Below are 19,399 nucleotides of genomic sequence, written 5' to 3'. Positions count from 1 at the left end.
TGTATAGATTGCTATGTTCGTTATCGCACAGTTATTGTTCGTTAGTGATCAAATTAACCGTTTATCTGTCATTGGTTGCCGAGTCTATTTTAAACTGTCCCGAAATTGTGAGATCAAGCGGAAATTGATGTTTCTTCCAGGAAAATATTTGCAATATGTAAAGCATAATGTGTATTTCCTTCAATGCGCGTTAACTGTCAATTAATTAATTTCGCAGCTACCTACTATCAGCGAAAATCTTCATAAACATAGCCTAAACGAAATCAGCTCCCCTCTAATTAGCATCTAATCCTACACTCCATCCAATCTAATCTTTTTATTAATTATCAACCTTAATTAAGAACACCTAAACACACATCAATCAACTCTCCGCTCCAAAAAACCATTTAATCTTACGTTAACGACCTAATCACCTAATTTTTATCAGTAATAATTTTTATCGACCTAAACAAGACCGGATCAAGCTCCCCCCCGATTTGCATCTTTTTATCTAACAATTAAATAAGTTTATTATGAAAATTTACATTTCGTCAATTACGTCTGCGGTTCAGCTGCTAACCAATCAAACTAATCAACTAGTTGAAGCACTGACCACGCAAGGCACAAGTAACTTTGAAGTTGTCGACGGCGACACAACCTACAACGTGACGTTAGCAGTAGGAATTGGGGGGCCAACTCCTCCGCCTGTATCGGTTGTACCTTATGGAGTAAATGTGCACTATGGGCAAGGCTCGGGGCATGCGGATTACACTACCGATACCATTCCACATGCGATTGATCTGATTACCTCAATGAAGTACAACTTCGTTAGGGCAGATGTAACTACCGACGATTTTGGTGAACCCCAAAATCCAAGTTGGTTGCCATTTTTTGAAGCGGCCTTAGAGGCAAACCTTGGCATATTTGCAGTTATAAGCGTTACCGCCGCAGGTTCTAAAGCGCCGGCCTCTGGAAAAGCCGGAGATTGGTCGCAAGACGAATATGACCAATTATATAAAGACGGCTTTAAAAAAGGGGCAGCATTTATGGTTCGCCATGCCGATAAAATTTCGTGGGTTGAGTTGGGTAACGAACTTGATGTAATCGATGATAAAATGAAATTACGTTCGGGCAGCGGAACAGGTGAGCCTGACGCACCGAGTGGGAGCCCTTTACGTTGGACAAGTACCTATAATGGCGATACAGTTCTTTGGAACATGGATTACTACGGCGCTTATTTCCATTTTATTAAGGGGTTATATAATGGGATTAAATATTTTTCGCCTAATACCAAGGTGGGCATGAACTATGCTTACATCCATTATGGCCTATTTATGCGTTTTTACGATGATATGATTGCTTTAAACAATGGTGCAAAATTCGATTTTATCTCACTTCACTGGTACAATTCTGATGAGTATTCTACAGATACAAGCCACAATGCTTCGGCAGATGCGGTAGTGATGGAGGGCGAAGCGATAGACAGGCTTCGCATGAAATTTATTGAATCGGGAAGAACCGATATAGCAGGGATATCTGAAACTGGTTTTTATAAAAACAGATCTAATCCGGATAATTTGACAGACTCCGAGTTCCGCGAAAAAATATACGGTGAATACTGGAACCAAAGTGAGTTCTTTTTCGAATACGAACTGTTTAATGAAATAAAACAACGAGCCGGCGATGATGACGAAAATAGTTTAGGACTTATTGATCCGGATGCGGAGGACAGTGATATCGTTGATGCTATTATGGCCAGAACGCCTTTTCCAAGAACTCCTGTAACATATGGGCAACCCCGCATTGATCCATGTATTGCATGGAAGCTTCTTCACCCACGCCAATGCCCACGCGCGGACGATTCGTGTTTTTAAAATAATGTATATGTACCGGAAGCCAATTTTGTTGGCTTCTGGTATTGTTCCTGAAAGAGGGATATGCCTTTCCATGGTTAAAAAGCCGTACAAAATCCTTTTCAACGCAGCTATGCCCAATTGACGAGCCGTTAATTATTATTTAATTACGCCCGAGCGTTAATGGGATTTATAGCAGTTTGTCATTGTAAACTTTAATTGCAAACTTTAAATCCAGAAATCATTATAAATTCCAGTGACGTTTCAATATAGTCACGAGTGTTAAATAGCCGGCAAATGGGTATTTCCGAAAGAAAGATAAGATCACAAGAAAAATTGCGTCACGATATTTTGAGTACCGCCATGCATATGGTTAAGGCGGAGGGGGCAGATGCAATAAGTCTTCGAAAAATAGCCGACGAGATAGAATATAGCGCCCCGATAATTTATTCCTACTTTAAAAATAAGCGTGCTATTTTGAATGCGCTGTGTAATGTAGGCTATGAGCAATTGCTCTGCAATATTGAGGAAAACCGGCCAGCCACATCCAGTCAGCCGGAGGAACTGATCGCTTTGCTTAATACCTTGTGGAATTTCGCTACCCGGGAAAACGAGCTTTATATGCTGATGTATGATTCTGGTGTTTGTGCCGCAAATGCGGTTGAAGAATTCCCGGCTTTACGTAAGTTTATGGAGCATCTCAGGCAATCCGTAGGCGAACTTTTAGGTGAGTATTCTCTTTCAGAAGAAGACCTTTTATGCCGAACATACGCTGCCGCCGGTTTGATTCATGGTATTATTTCAACCAGTTTTTTCTGGAAAACAGACGCCAAGACCAGTATTGCGCTTAGAAATTATGGTATCAATGCATTTATCAATTCGTTGACCGGCGGACTCGACCACTCAGAGTAAGGTATACCCCTCTGGTTATCTACTTTTTAATCAGATTATGCATCATGGCTTCGGTAACTTCTTTAAAAACCGCCAGCTTTTCTTCACTAATACCAAGGTTCGCCATCCTGTTTACTTCCTCAACCGTTTTCTCGATACCGGGTATAGACTTCACCGCCTTAGGCGACAGCGAAATAAGATGCTGCCGCCTGTCGGCCGGATTGGTTTTTACAATTATTATTTCTTGTTCTTCCATCGAGAACACAATGTTTGCTACTCTGGATTTATCTATATGAAGTAGTTCTGCCAGTTGGTTTTGAGTAATGGGGTGTTCCTGATCTGCCAACACCAACAACGCCTCGAAGTGGTAATCAGCCTTCATAGATGATAATTCCTTATCCAGGCTTTTAGTATAGAAATAGTTTATCAGCCTCAGGTTCTGCGATAGCAGTTGAATATGTTTCATCGTTTGCTATTGATTATTCTTTTTTAGCGATTCTTTGTACTCGTTATGTTCTGCGTGGGCTTCTGCTATATCGTATTCAAGTTCCGGATCTATATTCTGTGCCTCAACTTTTCTGGCTTTTTCCATCAGTTCTTCATGGTGTGCCTGTAGGTAAGCAAGCTGTTTTTTTCCGTAAGAAAAGCGGGTAAGCAACACAAAAAGTACCGGTACAATAAATATGGAGATGGTTGATGAAGCAATCATGCCCCCCAAAACCGTTACACCAATGGTATTCCTCGATTCGGCACCTGCACCGGTTGCCAATACAAGTGGTAGCACACCTAAAATAAATGCCAGCGATGTCATGATGATAGGTCGCAGCCTTAATCGAACGGCTTCGAGAGTGGATTTAACCAGCTCTTCACCACGATCAACCCTTATTTTTGCGAACTCTACGATGAGGATGGCATTTTTTGCCGATAAGCCAATTAAGGTAATTAATCCTATCTGCGCGTACACGTTGTTGGTTAAAGTAGGTACTACAGTTAGAGCCAATATGGCACCAAATGCACTGATGGGTACAGCAAGCATCACCGATAATGGCACCGACCAACTTTCGTAAAGTGCTGCCAGAAATAAGAACACAAAAAGAATGGAGAATATGAAGATATAGATCGTCGTGGAGCCTGCTTTGATCTCTTCATAACTGAGGCCCGAAAACTCATAAGTGTATCCTCTTGGAAGGTTCTTCGCAGCCAGTTGCTTTAAGGCTTCGATGGCTTGTCCGCTACTATACCCCTGCGGTATGGCACCATCAACCTCTGCTGAGCGGAAGATGTTAAAGTGCGTTATAAGCGGTGCTGCAACAATGGGCTTATAACTAATGACCGAACCTAAGGGTAGCATTTGCCCCGCCGAGTTTTTAACATAGTATTTATTCATGTTAGATATTAGCGCCCTGTAGGCGGTATCTGCCTGAATAACTACGTGGTAAGTGCGGTTGTAAAGCGTAAAATTGTTCACGAACAAGCTACCCATATAGGCCTGCATTGTCGAAAATACGTCGGAAATATTGATACCCAATTTTTCGCATTTTTCCCGATCAACGTTCAGCTGATAGCTTGGTGTATGCGCTGAGAAATAGCTGTAAGCGCCTGCGGTGGCAGGTGTTGCTTTTGCTGCTGCTACAAACTTTTTAACTACCTTTTCGAAGGTGTAAATATCGTCTGTAGAGTTTCCCTGTTCAATCTGCATGGAGAAACCTGCTGCCTGCCCGATACCACGTATAGGAGGGGGTTGGGCTACCACCACATTAGCATTCTTAATGCCCGCCTTGGCTATTTTCTTTTTGATAACGTTCATCAGTCCGGGAACCCGCGTATCTGGCGTAGTGCGATCGTCCCAGGGAGTGAGCATGCAAAACATGGAACCATTATTGGAGTTAGCCCCACCGTTTAGAATGTTAAAGCCCGAGATGGCCGTATAGTGCAGAATGCCCGGTGTTGATGCCACAATTTTCATAAGCTTATTCATCAGTGCCACCGATTGGGTGGTTGACGAAGCCTCGGGCAGTTGATAAGTGACATATAAACGCCCCCCATCTTCTGCGGGTACAAAGCCTGATGGCTTTACCCTGAACATGAAATACGTACCTGCGCAAATACAAACCAGCAGAATCACAATGTAGCGGGCGCCTTTAATACTTCGATGTACTCCATTGGCGTATTTCACGGTCACCCGCTCAAACATGCGGTTAAACCAACGGAAAAACTTATCCAACCAGTTCGATTTATCGGTTACCGGCTTGGTTGGCCTAAGCAATAAGGTACAAAGGGCCGGGGTTAACGATAAGGCAATAAATGCCGACAGGATTACTGAGATGGCAATGGTAATGGCAAACTGTTGGTATAAACGCCCAACTATACCAGGTATAAATCCAACCGGCACAAACACCGATGCCAGGATAAGCGCAATAGCAATTACCGGCGCCGAAATCTCTTTCATAGCATGATAAGTAGCCTCCTTTGGCGACATGTGTTTCTCGTCGATGTAATGTTGTACGGCTTCTACCACTATAATGGCATCATCAACCACAATACCAATGGCAAGCACAAAGCCAAACATGGTAAGCGTATTGATGGTAAAGCCAAGCGGGATAAAAAAGATAAAAGTTGCTAATATGGATACCGGAATGGCCAATATTGGTATTAGTGTTGACCGCCAGTTTTGAAGGAATAATAGCACTACTATGGCAACTAGTATCAAGGCCTTAATCAGTGTGCCTATAACTTCCTGCATAGATACCTTGATAATCGTGATGGACTCGAAAGGCACAACATAGTCTACATCTTTGGGGAACGACTTTTTCAATTTGGCCAAAGCGGCGTAAACGTTCTCCGCAGTTTGCAACGCATTACTTCCCGGCGATTGGTAGATCTGGATGGTTGAAGCCCTGTTGCCATCAACAAATGCGTTACTGGAGAAAGTGAATTTTCCCAGTTCTACCCTTGCAACATCTTTTAAATGAATTAGCTGACTTGTGCCGGGGATGCTTTTAACCACAATCTTCTCATAATCTTTAACCTTGTTAAGCATACCGTTAACCAATATGCCGGTTTCGAGCGTTTGTGTATTTACCTGCGGCGGCGCACCTACAGAACCCGCAGCCACATAAACGTTCTGAGCGTTTAAAGCCGCGGTAATGTCAGCCGGGGTTAAACCGTATGATGCCATTTTATCGGGGTTCATCCATATCCGCATGCTAAAGTTATCGGTTCGGGCGCTTACATCGCCTATGCCGGGTACCCGTAAAATGGCATCCTGTATAAACGTACTGGTATAGTTATCTAGAAACGTAATATTATGGCTATGCTTAGGAGAATAAATGGCCACGAGCATCAACTGGTCGGGGTTACTTGCTCTGACGGTTAACCCTAACTTACTTACCACAGAGGGCAACAGTGGAGCGGCGATGCCAACGCGATTTTGCACGTTAAGCGCCGCAATGTGTACGTTAGTACCTATTTTAAAAGTAACCCTGATACCCATACCGCCGCTGTTGGTATTGGTGCTAGTCATGTACTCCATGCCAGGGGTACCGTTTACCTGTTCTTCAATAGGTGTAGCCACGTTCTGTTCTACCGTTTGGGCATCTGCGCCGGTGTACGAGCCGTTTACAGATACACTAGGTGGGGATATATTTGGATATTGGTCGACCGCGAGGTTAAAAAGGCAAATTATTCCGGCAATCATTAATACCAGAGAAATAACAATTGCTGTTACCGGCCGCTTAATAAATGTATTTGAAATCATTTTTAATCAGCTTTATTTAAACCACGTGATTTTTCAATCTCATATTCCAGTTCAGGGTCAATGTTTTGCGCCTCAACTTTCTTCGCTTTTTCTTTCAGGTCTTCCTTGTGCGCTTGTAAGTATTCGAGTTTCTCCTTGCCGTAGGAGAAGCGGGTAATAAGCACAAATAGCACCGGCACAATAAATATCGCGAGAGTTGAAGCGGCGATCATCCCACCTAAAACGGTGTAACCGATAGTTCGGCGAGCAACCGCACCCGCGCCCGTAGCCAACACCAATGGCAGTACCCCTAAAACAAAGGCAAGTGAAGTCATGATGATTGGACGTAAGCGTAAACTCACAGCTTCCAATGTAGATTGGATAAGTTCTTCGCCCATATCAACTCTCACTTTGGCAAACTCCACAATCAGGATGGCGTTTTTGGCCGCCAGACCAATCAGTGTAATCAGACCAATCTGGGCGTAAATATTATTGGTTAAACTCGGCACCAGCACCAACGCCAGAATAGCACCCATTGCGCCAATTGGCACTGCTAACAGTACCGAAAATGGTACAGACCAACTTTCGTACAACGCAGCAAGAAACAGAAATACAAAAGTGATGGAGAAAATGAAGATATAAACAGTGGTAGACCCCGCCTTTATTTCCTCGTAGCTGAGCCCCGAAAATTCATAGTCGTAACCTTCCGGCAATGTTTTTTTGGCAAGTTCCTGTATAGCAGCAATAGCTTCGCTGCTACTATAGCCATCTGCGGCCGAGCCATCAATTTCGGCAGTACGGAAAATATTGAAATGCGAGATCAGTGGCGGCGCATCAACAGGTTTATAGCTCATTAGGGTACCTAGGGGTACCATTTCGCCGGCCTGGTTGCGCACATAATACTTATCCATATTGGCTATCACTTTGCGGTAAGCGGTATCTGCTTGAACGACTACGTGGAAGGTTCGGTTATAGGTAGTAAAGTCGTTAATGTATAAACTGCCCATGTAAGCCTGTATGGTGGTGAAAACATCGGCTACGTTAACACCTAGCTTTTCGCATTTTTCTCTGTCAACGGTAAGGCTGTAATTTGGTGTGTGTGAAGAATAGAACGTAAAGGCCTTTGATATAGCAGGATTTTTATTGGCTTCGGCGACAAATTTCTTTACCACCTTTTCAAAATCCTGCAGGTTATCGGTAGTGCTCCGTTGCTCAATTTGCATGCTGAAACCCACCGTTGTACCAATACCCGGTAATGGCGAAGGTTGTATAACCTCCACATTGGCATCTTTTATACCGGCATCAGAAATTCGCTTTTGCATTTCGCCAATAATGCCTGGAACTTGTTCGGTAGATTTACTTCGCTCGTCCCATGGCGCAAGTTGGCAATAAATAGTACCGTTGTTGGAGTTACTGGCATTGGTTACCACGTTCAGACCGGATAATGCTGCGTAATGCGCTACACCCGGTGTCGATCCGATAACCTTCATTAATTTAGCCATTACCTCACCCGATCTGGCTGTTGACGATGCAGGCGGTAATTGAAACGTAACATACAGGTTCCCATCATCTTCAGATGGAATAAAACCAGATGGTTTATGCTGGAATAAGAAGTAAGCGGCCGCACAGATACATACTAGCAGAATTACGATTAAACGAGAGGCTTTAATGCTTTTTCTTACCCCTTCGGTATAGCCATCTGTAATACGTTGAAACCAACTATTAAACTTATAAAACCATTTGTTGAGGCCTTTAGCGTTTTCATCGATGTGCGAAGGTTTCAGTAATAGCGTACACAAGGCTGGTGTTAACGAAAGCGCGATAAATGCCGAGATCATTACCGAAATAGCGATGGTAATTGCAAACTGCTGGTATAGCCTGCCAACAATACCCGGGATAAATCCGACCGGAACAAACACGGCAGCCAGTATGAGCGCAATAGCAATAACCGGTGCCGAAATATCTTTCATAGCCTGATAGGTAGCCTCTTTTGCCGACATTTTTTCGTTATCGATATAATGCTGCACGGCCTCGACCACGATAATGGCATCATCTACCACAATACCGATTGCCAGCACAAACCCGAACATAGTTAAGGTATTGATGGTAAAGCCAAGCGGAATAAAGAAGCAAAAAGTACCGAAAATAGATACCGGGATGGCCAAAACCGGGATCAGCGTAGAGCGCCAGTTTTGCAGGAAAACAAATACCACGATAGCAACCAGTCCCAGTGTTTTTAATAGGGTAACCACCACATCTTCCATGGAAACCTTAACCACGGTAACCGATTCGAAGGGAACGCTATAAGCAACATCCGAAGGAAAGTTGGTTTTGAGTTTAGCCAGCGCTGCGTAAACACCATTGGCTGTTTCCAAGGCATTGCTACCCGGTGCCTGATAAATCTGAAGGTAGGATGCTTTGTGTCCATCAACATAAGAGTTGCTCGAGAAGGTGAATTTACCCAACTCAACACGCGCAACATCTTTTAGATAAACCAGTTGACCGGTTACCGGTATGGTTTTTACAATAACTTTTTCAAACTCCGAGACCTTACTTAACCTACCGTTAACCAAAATACCCAGCTCGTAAGTTTGGGTTGATGCCTGAGGCGGCACGCCCGCGGTACCAGCAGCCACCTGCACATTTTGCGCATTAAGCGCAGTGATTACATCCTGAGGCGTTAGGCTATAAGCAGCCATCTTCTCGGGATTCATCCAGATGCGCATACTAAAGTCGTCGGTAAAACGGTTGATGCTACCTACACCAGGTACGCGCAACAATGCATCCTGAATAAATATGTTGGTGTAGTTGTCTAAAAAAGTAATGTTATGTGAACCCTTAGGTGCGTAAATAGCCACCATCATTAGCATACTTGGATTCACTGCCCGTACGGTTAGGCCAAGTCTGCTTACTACGGAAGGCAATAATGGGGTAGCAATACTCACCCTATTTTGTACATCCAGCGCGGCAACGTCAATGTCGGTACCCATTTTAAAGGTTACGTTCATGCTCATTTGCCCGTTGTTGGTGTTATTGCTTTGCATGTATTCCATGCCAGGTGTGCCGTTTACCTGCTCTTCAATTGGCGTGGCAACGGTTTGCTCTACTGTTTGTGCATCTGCACCTGTAAACTGGCCATTTACCTGCACAATAGGAGGGGTAATATCGGGGTATTGGTCTATAGGTAACAGGAGTATGCTTACCGTACCGGTGATAATCAGCACAATAGATATAACTATGGCTGTTACAGGTCTTTTAATAAAGGTATTAGCAATCATACAATATCTTCGTCTAAAATTTTAGAAGTCATTCATTTACGGCACTTTTAACGTGCGCCTTTACCACCAGCTGATGGTCCCATTTTATTGGCCGTTGTAATTTTCGATCCGTCGTGCAATAATTGTACGCCATCAACAATTACGCGTTCACCATCTTCTATGCCGCTCTTGATAATCATATTAGCACCAACGGTTTCGCCCACTTGTACCTTTTTTTGGATGGCTACCAATTTTTTGATCTTATTTTTTACAGAATCAGCACCTGCTTTAGGGTTATTCATGAGGCTATCTTTTGCCGTGTATACAAAGTATTCGCCCATTTGCTCAACCACAGCCTTGCCCGGCACAACTATTTGCGGGCCCGGTTCCTGATTATGCACTCGCACCACGCAGCTCATACCTACTCTCAGCATTCCTTTCGGATTTGGAAAAACCAATCTCACGGTGATAGCACCGGTTTGTGAATTAACCGCACGGTCTATAACTGATATTTTGCCGTTGATAGGATAAAGGGAATTATCGGCCAGTAAAATGGTGAACAACGAATCTGTAGGTGCATGTTTTTGTTGTTGGAAGCGCTCGAATTTTGGCAATTGCTTTTCGTTAATCACAAAATCAACAGCCATCGGATCATCGGTAGAGATGGTATTTAATACGGTAGTACCCGCAGAAACTACGTTGCCTAATTTAACCTGGCTAAAGCCAATTGTGCCATCAAACGGCGCGTATACTTCAGCGTATGCTAAATTGGTCTTGGCCGTTTTTACCGCCTGATCGGCAGATTGTACTTGGCTTTTTGAGTTTTGCAGCGTAATAACCGCATGGTCATAAAGTTGCTTGGCAACCGCGTTATATTTGTTGAGGTACTCGTATCGGTCGGCATCTTGTTGCGATTGTGCCAGCGTACCTTCAGCAACCTTACGGTTTGCAACCGCTGCATCATAGGTGTCCTGGTAGATCCTTCTATCAATTTCGTATAGTTTCTGACCTTTCTTAACGTGAGTTCCCTCGGTGAAGAATATACCGGTTATAGCACCCTGCACTTGCGGAAGCAGGCTAACCTGGCTCAAGGCTGCTGTTGTAGAGGGGTACTGGTCGTAATATAAAACCTTGCGGGCTTTTACCTTATATAGGTTAACAGGTACTTCGGTATTTACAGGCGGCTCCTTCTTCTTGCAAGCAGCCAGGGTTAAAATACTTATACAAATGGCATTTAAAAATACGCGCTTCATTGAGTTTGATTTTTAAGATTAATAGGTAATATCTCCCATCGCTTTTTCCAGGTCTATCTTGCTCGAGAGCAGGTTGAAAAGCGAATTGGTATAATTAATTTCTGCAGTTATGAGGTTCGATTCGGCCGTGATTACATTGAGGTACGCTACAATACCTTGTTTGTATTGCAGGTTTACTACAAAATATACGCGCCGGGCCATAGCCACATTTTTACGTTGCACGTTGAAGCTAAACAGGTTGCTTTTGTAACCAGCCAGACCGGTTGTATATTCTTTATACAATTGCGATTTAAGGTCGACCTCGTCCCATTGAATCAGCTTCTCTTGTAGTTGCGCTTTATGTACATTATGTAGGCGCGCAAATCCAGTAAATATGGGAATGCTAAGGGTTAAACCAACCAGCGAACTTGTGTAAGATTGCGATAGCAGGTTAGGAAAACTATTATTTGCGAACTGCTGACTGTAGTTAAAAAAGCCCGATACGGTGGGCAAAAAGGCGTATTTATAATAATTGGTAAGCTGCGATTGCAAATCCTTACGGGTTTGGATTTGTTGATACTCAATTCGCTTTTCGTACAGTAACTGACGTGTTGTATCTATCTGGATATCGGCCATCATTTGCGCCGTGTCAATACTTACGTTAAAATCTTTACCCGGTTCAAAACCCATTAATTGCTTTAGTGCTGCGTATTGGGGTATCACGTTCTCGTTGGCCTGCTTTAATTGCGTAACAGAATTGTTGAGCGTAATAGTTGCTTGCAGATAATCGGTTTCGTCAACAATCCCGCCTTTATATTGGTGATAGGTATCGCGTACGTTTTTGCCGAGCCGGGCGGTGTCTTCTTTTAAAACATTAATCTGCTGCAGGGTTAGCAAGACATTATAAAACGACTTACTAACCGCCGAAATAAGGTAAATTTTAGTGCTGTCTGTTACCTGTTGGGCTTGCTTTACCAATAAAGGGGCGCTTTTAGCCGCATATAACAGATCGGGACTTACAATAGCTTGTGATACTGCCAGTTCTGGAATAAAGGTATTGGCGTAACTGCTGCGTACGTTGCTGGTACTGCCGGTGTTGCCCGTACTCCCAGTTCCGGTACTAGTTCCTGTTCCGGTTGATATATTGGTGTTTGACTGCTTTAGGTAGTGGATAAAGTTGCCATTGGCATTAACCTGCGGCAACCACGCCGCCAGATTTATAGAATTAGTTGTGTGCGCAATATCCTGGTTGATAATAGCTTTATTTAACCCTGGTTGATGGGTGAGCGCATAATCGATACATTGTTTTAACGTAAAGTATTGGCCCCCGTTTTTACCTTCTGTATTGGGCATTAACGGAAATCCGACCTTACTGGTGTCGGGGATGTCCTCGGGCACTGGAAATTGCTTCTTCTTATCATTTTGTGCTAATGCATTAAAGGATAAAGAAAGCAACCCTGCGAATAGGAGTAATTTTAAGCCGTAAGTATTAATGTACGAGCGCTTCATTGCAAAACAGATTGATTTATGTTTTACTAAATGACGTTTGATAACCATTTAATTAATTTTTCGAGAAAAGCGGTGAAATATTTTCTGATAGCTCAACGGAAACGGGCTTGCGGATACGGAGATCGTAAGCACTGTTAGTAAAGCATAGAATGGCGGAATTTCTAAAAAACAGAAACCTCAGCCATTATTCGAGAAAAAAATAAAGATCAAATTCGAAGCGTGTTCAGCCTAAGATAGGAATACTGAGAAAATGGCTGAATGGACGATGACAGGCCGTCTCGTGTTAAAGTTCTAAGAGCTAACAAGCCAGTTAAAACAAATGCAAAAAATAGGGAAAAAATTTTAGTAGGCGCTATTAAGCTTTCGCAAATGTTTTGATCGGGTTTATAACTACGTTGAAATTGCACCCTCGGTACACTTGCGCTGTGATTTTTGTGCAAGAAGTCTACAGCAGATGATGAGTGACTATAACTAACTTCTATATACCGGGGCATGTATGCTATATGCATCAAAGTAATAAACTGATAGATCACCAAAAGTGATAATACAGCGTATTGTTTAATGATATGTTTGTTAGCTTTCACAGGGGTATATTAATGATGTAAAAATAGGCTAATGAGGCAAAAGGTTTTGTAATTATTTGGATACATGGTTGCAAGTGGCAACCATTGCTATGTTTTCCTAACATTACCAGCAGCATTTATTGAGGACTGTTAGCCAGATTTTGATCTGGTATTGTTTGCTTTATATTCATAACACTCTGATCAATTACCGGCGCGTTTTGTACGGGAGGGGCATTTTCCTTGCTTTTAAGTATCAGGTACGTGGCGCTGCTAATTCCGGTAAGGGCTAATAAGGTGTCGCTTAACTCCGGCAATTCGCAACCGGTTTTTATTAACGAAACTTTATATAAGTAAACTACAATCGCAATTATAGTCCAGACAAAATTTTGAAAGCGATTAAGACTGATACCGCTACTGTCGGATAATATGTCTATAAAAAAACCTTCCGAAGGTGAATTCTGGTGACGCGGTCGGTTATCATTTATTTCGTTTTTATCAATTATGGCGGACGCTACGGCATTACCGGCAAAAATGCCCATCAGTACCAAAGCGGTTTGATTAGGCCCGCTAACTGCACAGTCTCCTTTAAAGAGCGAGAGGTAAATATATACGGAAGAGATGATCACGGTCCACAATCCAAACTGCACTTTGGTTAAACTAAATGGTGCCGTATTATTCGCAATTTTCCACTTGCGGTTCTGCTGCAAAAGTTGTGCATTGGTATCAAATTCGTCATAATTGCTGATCTGATCTCTGAGGATATTACTGTACCGGGCCAACACCAGGAACAGAACGGAGATGGTGATTATAATTGCGATAGCTGCAACGCATTTAAAATCATAATCGCCATTTGTTTTACAACTTGTTAAGCAGACGCTTAGGATGCATAATAATAGGATGTTAAAGAAGCTCTTCATTTTAATAAATAATTTAATGATCATAGTGTTTCTTGCGGCTGCTATAGGCAGCGCTTTTATAGGCCAGGCTGGTGTTTGTTGAAGCTAAGTCCACAGGAAATAACCTTGCCGGAGTCTGGGCAGGGTAATAATTCCTCAATTCCACCAGGATGTTTTGATAAGGACTAAAACTAACCCTCGAATTACCTTTAAAGGGATGATCGAGTGTGTAAAGCAGGTACATACACATGCCAATAAAACTGGTAAGAAAGAATAGGTATATGCCTTTAAGCTTTATGGATTCAACATTGAAGAAATAAGAGAAAATGACCAGGAGAACGCTTCCAGCCTCTAATATCAACCATACCATTGGCGGCACTTGCGACCGGTTATGGCTAAGTCTGTCGCGTCTAAAATCACTTATAGCGCTGAGGTCTTCATCAATGATAGTAAATACACCTTGTTGTACCTTATCCGCTGGTTTTATTTTGAGGAGCATCATCCTAAGGTTGGGTATTGCGCTGGGCTGATTAGTGATGGCCACTTTCTGCATCTTCCATTCCTGTTCTATCACCGTGGTACAATAAGTGCTTAAAGTTGCTTTTAAGGGCAGCTTAAGGCTATCGGGGAGCGCTTCGGTATGTGCCATGATACTGTTGATCTTGTCGGTTTCATTTTCTATAGTTTTATTCAGTTCATCATAATTTTGCCAAACGGCTATAATTACAAACGCCAATACCAAAGAGTAGATGAGGCTTATAGCGCCGAACATGATACCCAAAACCTCATTGCTCCGCTGGTATTTCTTTGTCCGATCAACAATACTAAAAGCATATAAGCCAACTTGTGAAAGCAGAATGAATAATGTGATATAGAAAAAAATCATGGCACAATATTTTTAAAATTAAGACATGAGGGTTCCTTTCCGAATAAAACGCATGCCTCTTCCGGTTTGAAATCTCCTAAAGTTTATTCCGATTTTGATGGGTGAATCACCCGCTCTTATGATCCGAACTTGTCGGCTCTAAATACCCAACAGCTGCTGCTGGGTTATATTTGCAATGCAAAGGTATTGCAACTCGGTTCTCCTAAAAATAGCTTAAATGAGCTAATTTCTGCCCGTAATTTTGTTCATCAACAGTCAAACAACGTTTTTCTGAATCGCAGTTGCAACCGCTTCGGATACACTGTGTACCTGCATCTTTTGGTAAATGTTTTTGATGTGATTGTTTACCGTAAAAGTCGAGATGAATAATTCAGCAGCAATCATTTTATGGCTGTAACCTTTAACCAAAAGGGTCAGCACATCACGTTCTCTTTTGGATAGATCAAACGTCTCTTCTTTCCCCTTTGTGTTTTTTCTGCTAAAATAGTCAAGCACACGTTTGGCTATCGCCGGGGTCATTGGCGCCCCGCCATTTACTACTTCTGTTATTCCTTCTATTATTTTTTCATTGGCCGATTTTTTTAAAATATAACCGTGGGCTCCGGCTAATAGAGAGTTAAATAGATTCTCGTCATCTTCGAAAACCGTTTGCATAATTATAAATACATCCGGGAAGTTTTGCCTTAGCAACTTAACACCGGCAATGCCGTCAACACATGGCATGTGGATATCCATCAAAACAACCTGGGGGGTATTTTTTTTCAAGTCACTTACCAGGTTAGAACAGTCCTCGAAATCACTTATACACTCCATATCTTTCTGTAAGCTTAAAAGTAATTTCAAAGCGTCGCGTCTTTCTTTGTGATCGTCGAATATGGTGACTTTTATCATGATGTTAATTTGATTAGTGGGGGCGTATAAATTAAATGGCAAGCCATTTATCTTTAATTTATTAACTATTAATCAAATTTAGGATTAAGTAGTTCATCAGGCAATAGCTTAAATAGGCTAATCTTAGTGCTGATGAAACGAGAGTAGAATTTCGGTTCCGGCACCGGGGATAGACGTTATTTTAATTTTGCCTTTTAAAGCTTCGGCCCTTTGATTCATATTAATAAGTCCGTTACTGCTTTTTCGCACATCTGTTACATTAAAGCCTCTTCCATCATCTTTAATAATAAGGCCAATCACGTTGTAGCTACATGTTAGTGTAATCCATACATTTTTGCCATTGGCGTATTTGGCGATGTTATTTAATGCTTCTTTATAAATAAGGTAAAAGTCTCTGCGCCTTTCCATGCTTAATTTCATACGCAGTAATTGATTGTCGATTGAAAAATGCAGCTGGTAGCCCTTGGCTTCAAATAATTGTGAAGCATGCTCGCGCATGCGGCTAATGATATTTTCGAACGCATCGTTTTTTGTATTGATGTTCCAAACAATGTCGTTCATAGAGTCCATTATTTCTGTGGTATAATCGGTTATTTTTTTTAAAAGAGGTTCATTATCAAACTCCGGACTATCTACTTGTTCATGCACAATTTTCGAGTAAATAGATATCGTACTAATTGATGATCCCACCTCATCATGAAGGTCGCGGGCAATGCGGTTACGTAATTTTTCGAGCCGGGTTAGCTGATTTAACCTAAATCTGTAAAGCGCATAGATCAAGGAACTTGTTGAAACAATTACCAATAAATAAAACCACCAGGTTCGCCACCAAGGGGGTATAATTACTACTATCAAAGAAGCCGAAGCTTTGCCCCAACTTTCATTTTGAAAGCTGGCCTGTACAACAAAACGATAAGTACCAGGGTCTAGGTTGGTATAAGTGGCTTCATGTGCCGGGCCGGCATATATATAATCCTTGTCAAACTCCTGCATCTTATACCGATACAATATTTTACCGGTTTTTCTATAATCTAAGGCCGAGAACTGAAACGTGACAACATTTTGTTCGTACCTAAGCCTGATGCTTTTAACAGCATCAATGCTTTGGGATAGGGGTGACCCCGGAACCCCCGGAATAACCGACTTATTAAACAATCTGAAATCGGTAAACACTACATTGATAGGCTCCAACGGCTTTATATCGTTCGGATGAAAATAGTTAATACCATTAAGTCCTCCGAAAAACATAGTTCCATCTTTGGTTTTGCAATAAGCGTAGCGGTTAAATTCGTTGCTTTGCAAGCCATCGCTAATATCAAAATTGCTGAAATGGTTTGTTGCAATATTTAGCGACGATAGCCCCTTGTTAGTACTAAACCACAAATTGCCCCGATCATCTGTTTGGATACCGTACACCACGTTGTTCACCAATCCATTTTTTGTGTCGTATCGCTTAAATTTACCGGTAGTTTTATCGAGGAGATTTAATCCGCCGCCTTTAGTGCCCACCCATAGATATTTTTCTGGTTGGCTTAGATCACGGCAGAATGATAGTACAAAGTTGTTTCCCAAAGACGTACTATCACCTTGGACATAAAAATACTTTTTAACAATTTTCTTGTGCTGTATATCGAAGCCGAAAAGTCCGTTTGTTGATCCCAACCATAAAAGATTGCCATCCTGATAGATGTTTTGCAAAAAATCATAATCATAACTTGTGTGCTTAACCGGGTATTGGAATTTGGAGAAACTGTGTGCAGAGGGCTCATAGCATACAAAATACTTGTTGTAGCCCATCCAGATTTTATTGTCTTTGCCGGTGTAAAGTGGGAATGGCTGGCTAACCTGATCCTCAAATGGCAAATTAAATTGGTTGATAGCGCCCGTGATGGTGTTATAACTTATAATGCCACCATTAACACCTATCCATAAATTTCCGACTGTATCTTTTGTAAATGCGACAACCCCTAGTTTGGGAAATTTTTTTCTGATAATATCTGGGGTTGTGAGGTTTTTAATACTTATAGTTTGATCACGATTTATCGTAATCTCTTGCATATTGTTGGTAATGATCTTTCCCTGGGTACTTTCTATAATCTGGTAGGTGTCCACCTCCGGTAAAATATGATGGAAAAGCTCGTTTGTTGGGTCGAATTTTAAAATACCATATCCTCCGGTGCCAATCCACATAATTCCGGTACGGTCGATAAAAAAATCTGTAGTTGCTTTTATGTTCTTTAGTTGCTGGTAGTTAGCCGGAATAATATTTTTAACAGCGTCCGTTTTCAAGTTTACATTGATAAACCTGTTGTTATCCGCAAGCCATAAAGTTTCGCTTTTATCAATGCTCCATCGTAATTGAGATGGGTTATAACTGCAAATTTTTTTTGGCGATTTAAAATCATATCCCGAAAACTTCGTGATGTTTTTATCATTGAGAATCAGGAAATGGCCTGTTGTATCTTCTATAAGTTCGGGAATAAATAGGGGATCGGCCGGCACGAAACTATATCTTTCCAATACCTGATAGTCCTGCTTACGCGGACTATATATTACTTCGAAAATTTTGCGGTTTGTTGTGACAAATATTTGGTTCCAACTGTCGATAAAAATGTTTTCGGGTCCGGATTTAACTCTCGTGGCTTCCAGGTCTTTGCTTAACCGGATATGTGTAAACAAGAGTTGGTTGGCAATTAACTCATTGGAGATAGTATTTTTTAGCGGCTTTGCGCTTTTGTTTATTTCCATCCTGTCAATGCCTTCGCGTGTGCGGATCCATAGCACACCTGATTGATCTTCTTTTATACCAAGGATATTATTAGACCGGATGCTGTTATTATCCCCATGCCGGATATGCAAAAACGAGTTGTTCTCCCGGTCAAAAACGTCGAGCCCTTCGTGACGCGTGCCCACCCACAAACGCCCCTTCGAGTCTTCGAAAACGCAGGTCAGGTCGTCGCTCGCAATTGACGATGGCTTGTCGCGATCGTGATGATAGATGGTAATGTTGTAGCCGTCGAATTTATTCAGGCCATCGCCGGTGGCAAACCACATCATACCTTTTTTATCTTGGATGATGCTGCTTACGAAACCCTGTGATAAGCCATTGTTTATGGTAATAGATTGAAAATGCAACGTGCTGGACGTTTGTGCATAGGTGTTGTTGATGAGGAATAGAAAAGCGAATAAGCGAAGACTTCTGGTAAAGAGTTTTACATTGCTAATAAGCGAAGTCAACAGCATATCGCATTAAATCATACAAAGGATGTAACAAGCGATAAAAATTAGGGAAAACCACTCGTATTTTCTCTATTTTCCACTTACCGAAATGCATCTATTTATCAACTTATTAACATTTAAGCAAATTTTGCATTTTGTATATATTATTTGTTAATGTTTATAACGATTGCATTGGTATTAAAAAGTAAAGGACATGGCCAGTACCACATCGCCGCATATGTTAAATGCGTCAACAAGTTTGTTGGGCTTTTGCCTGGTGGTAATCACCTCATTTCATATAACAAATAAGGCTGCAACCAGTATTATCGACGAGTTTACGTCTTCAATTGCCGCCTTCCTTATCTTTTCATGCTTCTTTTCTTTTCTGGCGATACGCTCCAGGAAAGCCCACTTGGCACATAGGCTCGAAACAATTGCCGAATATTTATTTCTTACAGCAATCATTGGCATCATGCTTATAATTTTA

12 protein-coding genes are annotated in these 19,399 nt (G+C 41.9%); 2 read left to right on the top strand and 10 right to left on the bottom strand.

Going from position 1 to position 19,399, the window contains the following annotated elements; all coding sequences use genetic code 11:
- Positions 1-512 precede the first annotated feature (512 nt).
- A complete protein-coding gene (locus GSY63_RS17340; RefSeq protein ID WP_166587101.1) occupies positions 513-1,853 on the top strand; it encodes a hypothetical protein in 1,341 nt (446 codons plus the stop codon).
- Positions 1,854-2,129: 276 nt separating this feature from the next.
- Positions 2,130-2,744: a TetR/AcrR family transcriptional regulator gene (locus GSY63_RS17335; protein WP_166587100.1), complete on the top strand. Its 615-nt coding sequence runs from the start codon at positions 2,130-2,132 to the stop codon at positions 2,742-2,744.
- Positions 2,745-2,763: 19 nt separating this feature from the next.
- Here GSY63_RS17335 and GSY63_RS17330 read toward each other — a convergent pair whose 3' ends face one another.
- From GSY63_RS17330 to GSY63_RS17285, 10 genes are all read right to left on the bottom strand, one after another.
- Positions 2,764-3,189, bottom strand: a complete 426-nt coding sequence (locus GSY63_RS17330) for a MarR family winged helix-turn-helix transcriptional regulator (RefSeq protein ID WP_166587099.1) — start codon at positions 3,187-3,189, stop codon at positions 2,764-2,766.
- Between the two features lie 6 nt (positions 3,190-3,195).
- On the bottom strand, positions 3,196-6,480 hold the full coding sequence (locus GSY63_RS17325) for an efflux RND transporter permease subunit (RefSeq protein WP_166587098.1): 3,285 nt from the start codon (positions 6,478-6,480) through the stop codon (positions 3,196-3,198).
- A gap of 2 nt (positions 6,481-6,482) precedes the next feature.
- Complete coding sequence (locus tag GSY63_RS17320; RefSeq protein ID WP_166587097.1) at positions 6,483-9,737, bottom strand: efflux RND transporter permease subunit; 3,255 nt, start codon at positions 9,735-9,737, stop codon at positions 6,483-6,485.
- Between the two features lie 47 nt (positions 9,738-9,784).
- A complete protein-coding gene (locus GSY63_RS17315) occupies positions 9,785-10,969 on the bottom strand; it encodes an efflux RND transporter periplasmic adaptor subunit (protein WP_166587096.1) in 1,185 nt (394 codons plus the stop codon).
- 18 nt (positions 10,970-10,987) lie between these two features.
- Positions 10,988-12,457, bottom strand: a complete 1,470-nt coding sequence (locus GSY63_RS17310) for a TolC family protein (RefSeq protein ID WP_166587095.1) — start codon at positions 12,455-12,457, stop codon at positions 10,988-10,990.
- Between the two features lie 700 nt (positions 12,458-13,157).
- Positions 13,158-13,961 (bottom strand): hypothetical protein, encoded by an 804-nt coding sequence (locus GSY63_RS17305; RefSeq protein ID WP_208094578.1) that lies wholly within the window; start codon positions 13,959-13,961, stop codon positions 13,158-13,160.
- Positions 13,951-14,802 carry a bestrophin-like domain gene (locus GSY63_RS17300; protein ID WP_166587093.1) on the bottom strand — a complete coding sequence of 284 codons (852 nt, stop codon included), beginning with the start codon at positions 14,800-14,802 and terminating at the stop codon, positions 13,951-13,953. The genes GSY63_RS17305 and GSY63_RS17300 overlap by 11 nt, the downstream gene beginning before the upstream one ends.
- Before the next feature lie 255 nt (positions 14,803-15,057).
- Complete coding sequence (locus GSY63_RS17295; RefSeq protein ID WP_166587092.1) at positions 15,058-15,693, bottom strand: response regulator; 636 nt, start codon at positions 15,691-15,693, stop codon at positions 15,058-15,060.
- 123 nt (positions 15,694-15,816) lie between these two features.
- Positions 15,817-18,936: a ligand-binding sensor domain-containing protein gene (locus GSY63_RS17290; protein ID WP_166587091.1), complete on the bottom strand. Its 3,120-nt coding sequence runs from the start codon at positions 18,934-18,936 to the stop codon at positions 15,817-15,819.
- Between the two features lie 270 nt (positions 18,937-19,206).
- Positions 19,207-19,386 (bottom strand): hypothetical protein, encoded by a 180-nt coding sequence (locus GSY63_RS17285; RefSeq protein WP_166587090.1) that lies wholly within the window; start codon positions 19,384-19,386, stop codon positions 19,207-19,209.
- Positions 19,387-19,399 lie beyond the last annotated feature (13 nt).

This window comes from Mucilaginibacter agri (assembly GCF_009928685.1).
In the GTDB taxonomy this organism is placed as follows: Bacteria; Bacteroidota; Bacteroidia; order Sphingobacteriales; family Sphingobacteriaceae; genus Mucilaginibacter; species Mucilaginibacter agri.
Note: the sequence above shows the minus strand (reverse complement) of the source record. Positions and strands in the feature narration are given on the sequence as shown.

Bases quoted from the DNA above. Each gene is read 5' to 3' on its own strand.
- GSY63_RS17340 (WP_166587101.1), top strand. From the start codon at position 513: ATGAAAATTTACATTTCGTCAATTACGTCTGCGGTTCAGCTGCTAACC.
- GSY63_RS17335 (WP_166587100.1), top strand. From the start codon at position 2,130: ATGGGTATTTCCGAAAGAAAGATAAGATCACAAGAAAAATTGCGTCAC.
- GSY63_RS17330 (WP_166587099.1), bottom strand. From the start codon at position 3,189: ATGAAACATATTCAACTGCTATCGCAGAACCTGAGGCTGATAAACTAT.
- GSY63_RS17325 (WP_166587098.1), bottom strand. From the start codon at position 6,480: ATGATTTCAAATACATTTATTAAGCGGCCGGTAACAGCAATTGTTATT.
- GSY63_RS17320 (WP_166587097.1), bottom strand. From the start codon at position 9,737: ATGATTGCTAATACCTTTATTAAAAGACCTGTAACAGCCATAGTTATA.
- GSY63_RS17315 (WP_166587096.1), bottom strand. From the start codon at position 10,969: ATGAAGCGCGTATTTTTAAATGCCATTTGTATAAGTATTTTAACCCTG.
- GSY63_RS17310 (WP_166587095.1), bottom strand. From the start codon at position 12,457: ATGAAGCGCTCGTACATTAATACTTACGGCTTAAAATTACTCCTATTC.
- GSY63_RS17305 (WP_208094578.1), bottom strand. From the start codon at position 13,961: ATGATCATTAAATTATTTATTAAAATGAAGAGCTTCTTTAACATCCTA.
- GSY63_RS17300 (WP_166587093.1), bottom strand. From the start codon at position 14,802: ATGATTTTTTTCTATATCACATTATTCATTCTGCTTTCACAAGTTGGC.
- GSY63_RS17295 (WP_166587092.1), bottom strand. From the start codon at position 15,693: ATGATAAAAGTCACCATATTCGACGATCACAAAGAAAGACGCGACGCT.
- GSY63_RS17290 (WP_166587091.1), bottom strand. From the start codon at position 18,936: ATGCTGTTGACTTCGCTTATTAGCAATGTAAAACTCTTTACCAGAAGT.
- GSY63_RS17285 (WP_166587090.1), bottom strand. From the start codon at position 19,386: ATGATGCCAATGATTGCTGTAAGAAATAAATATTCGGCAATTGTTTCG.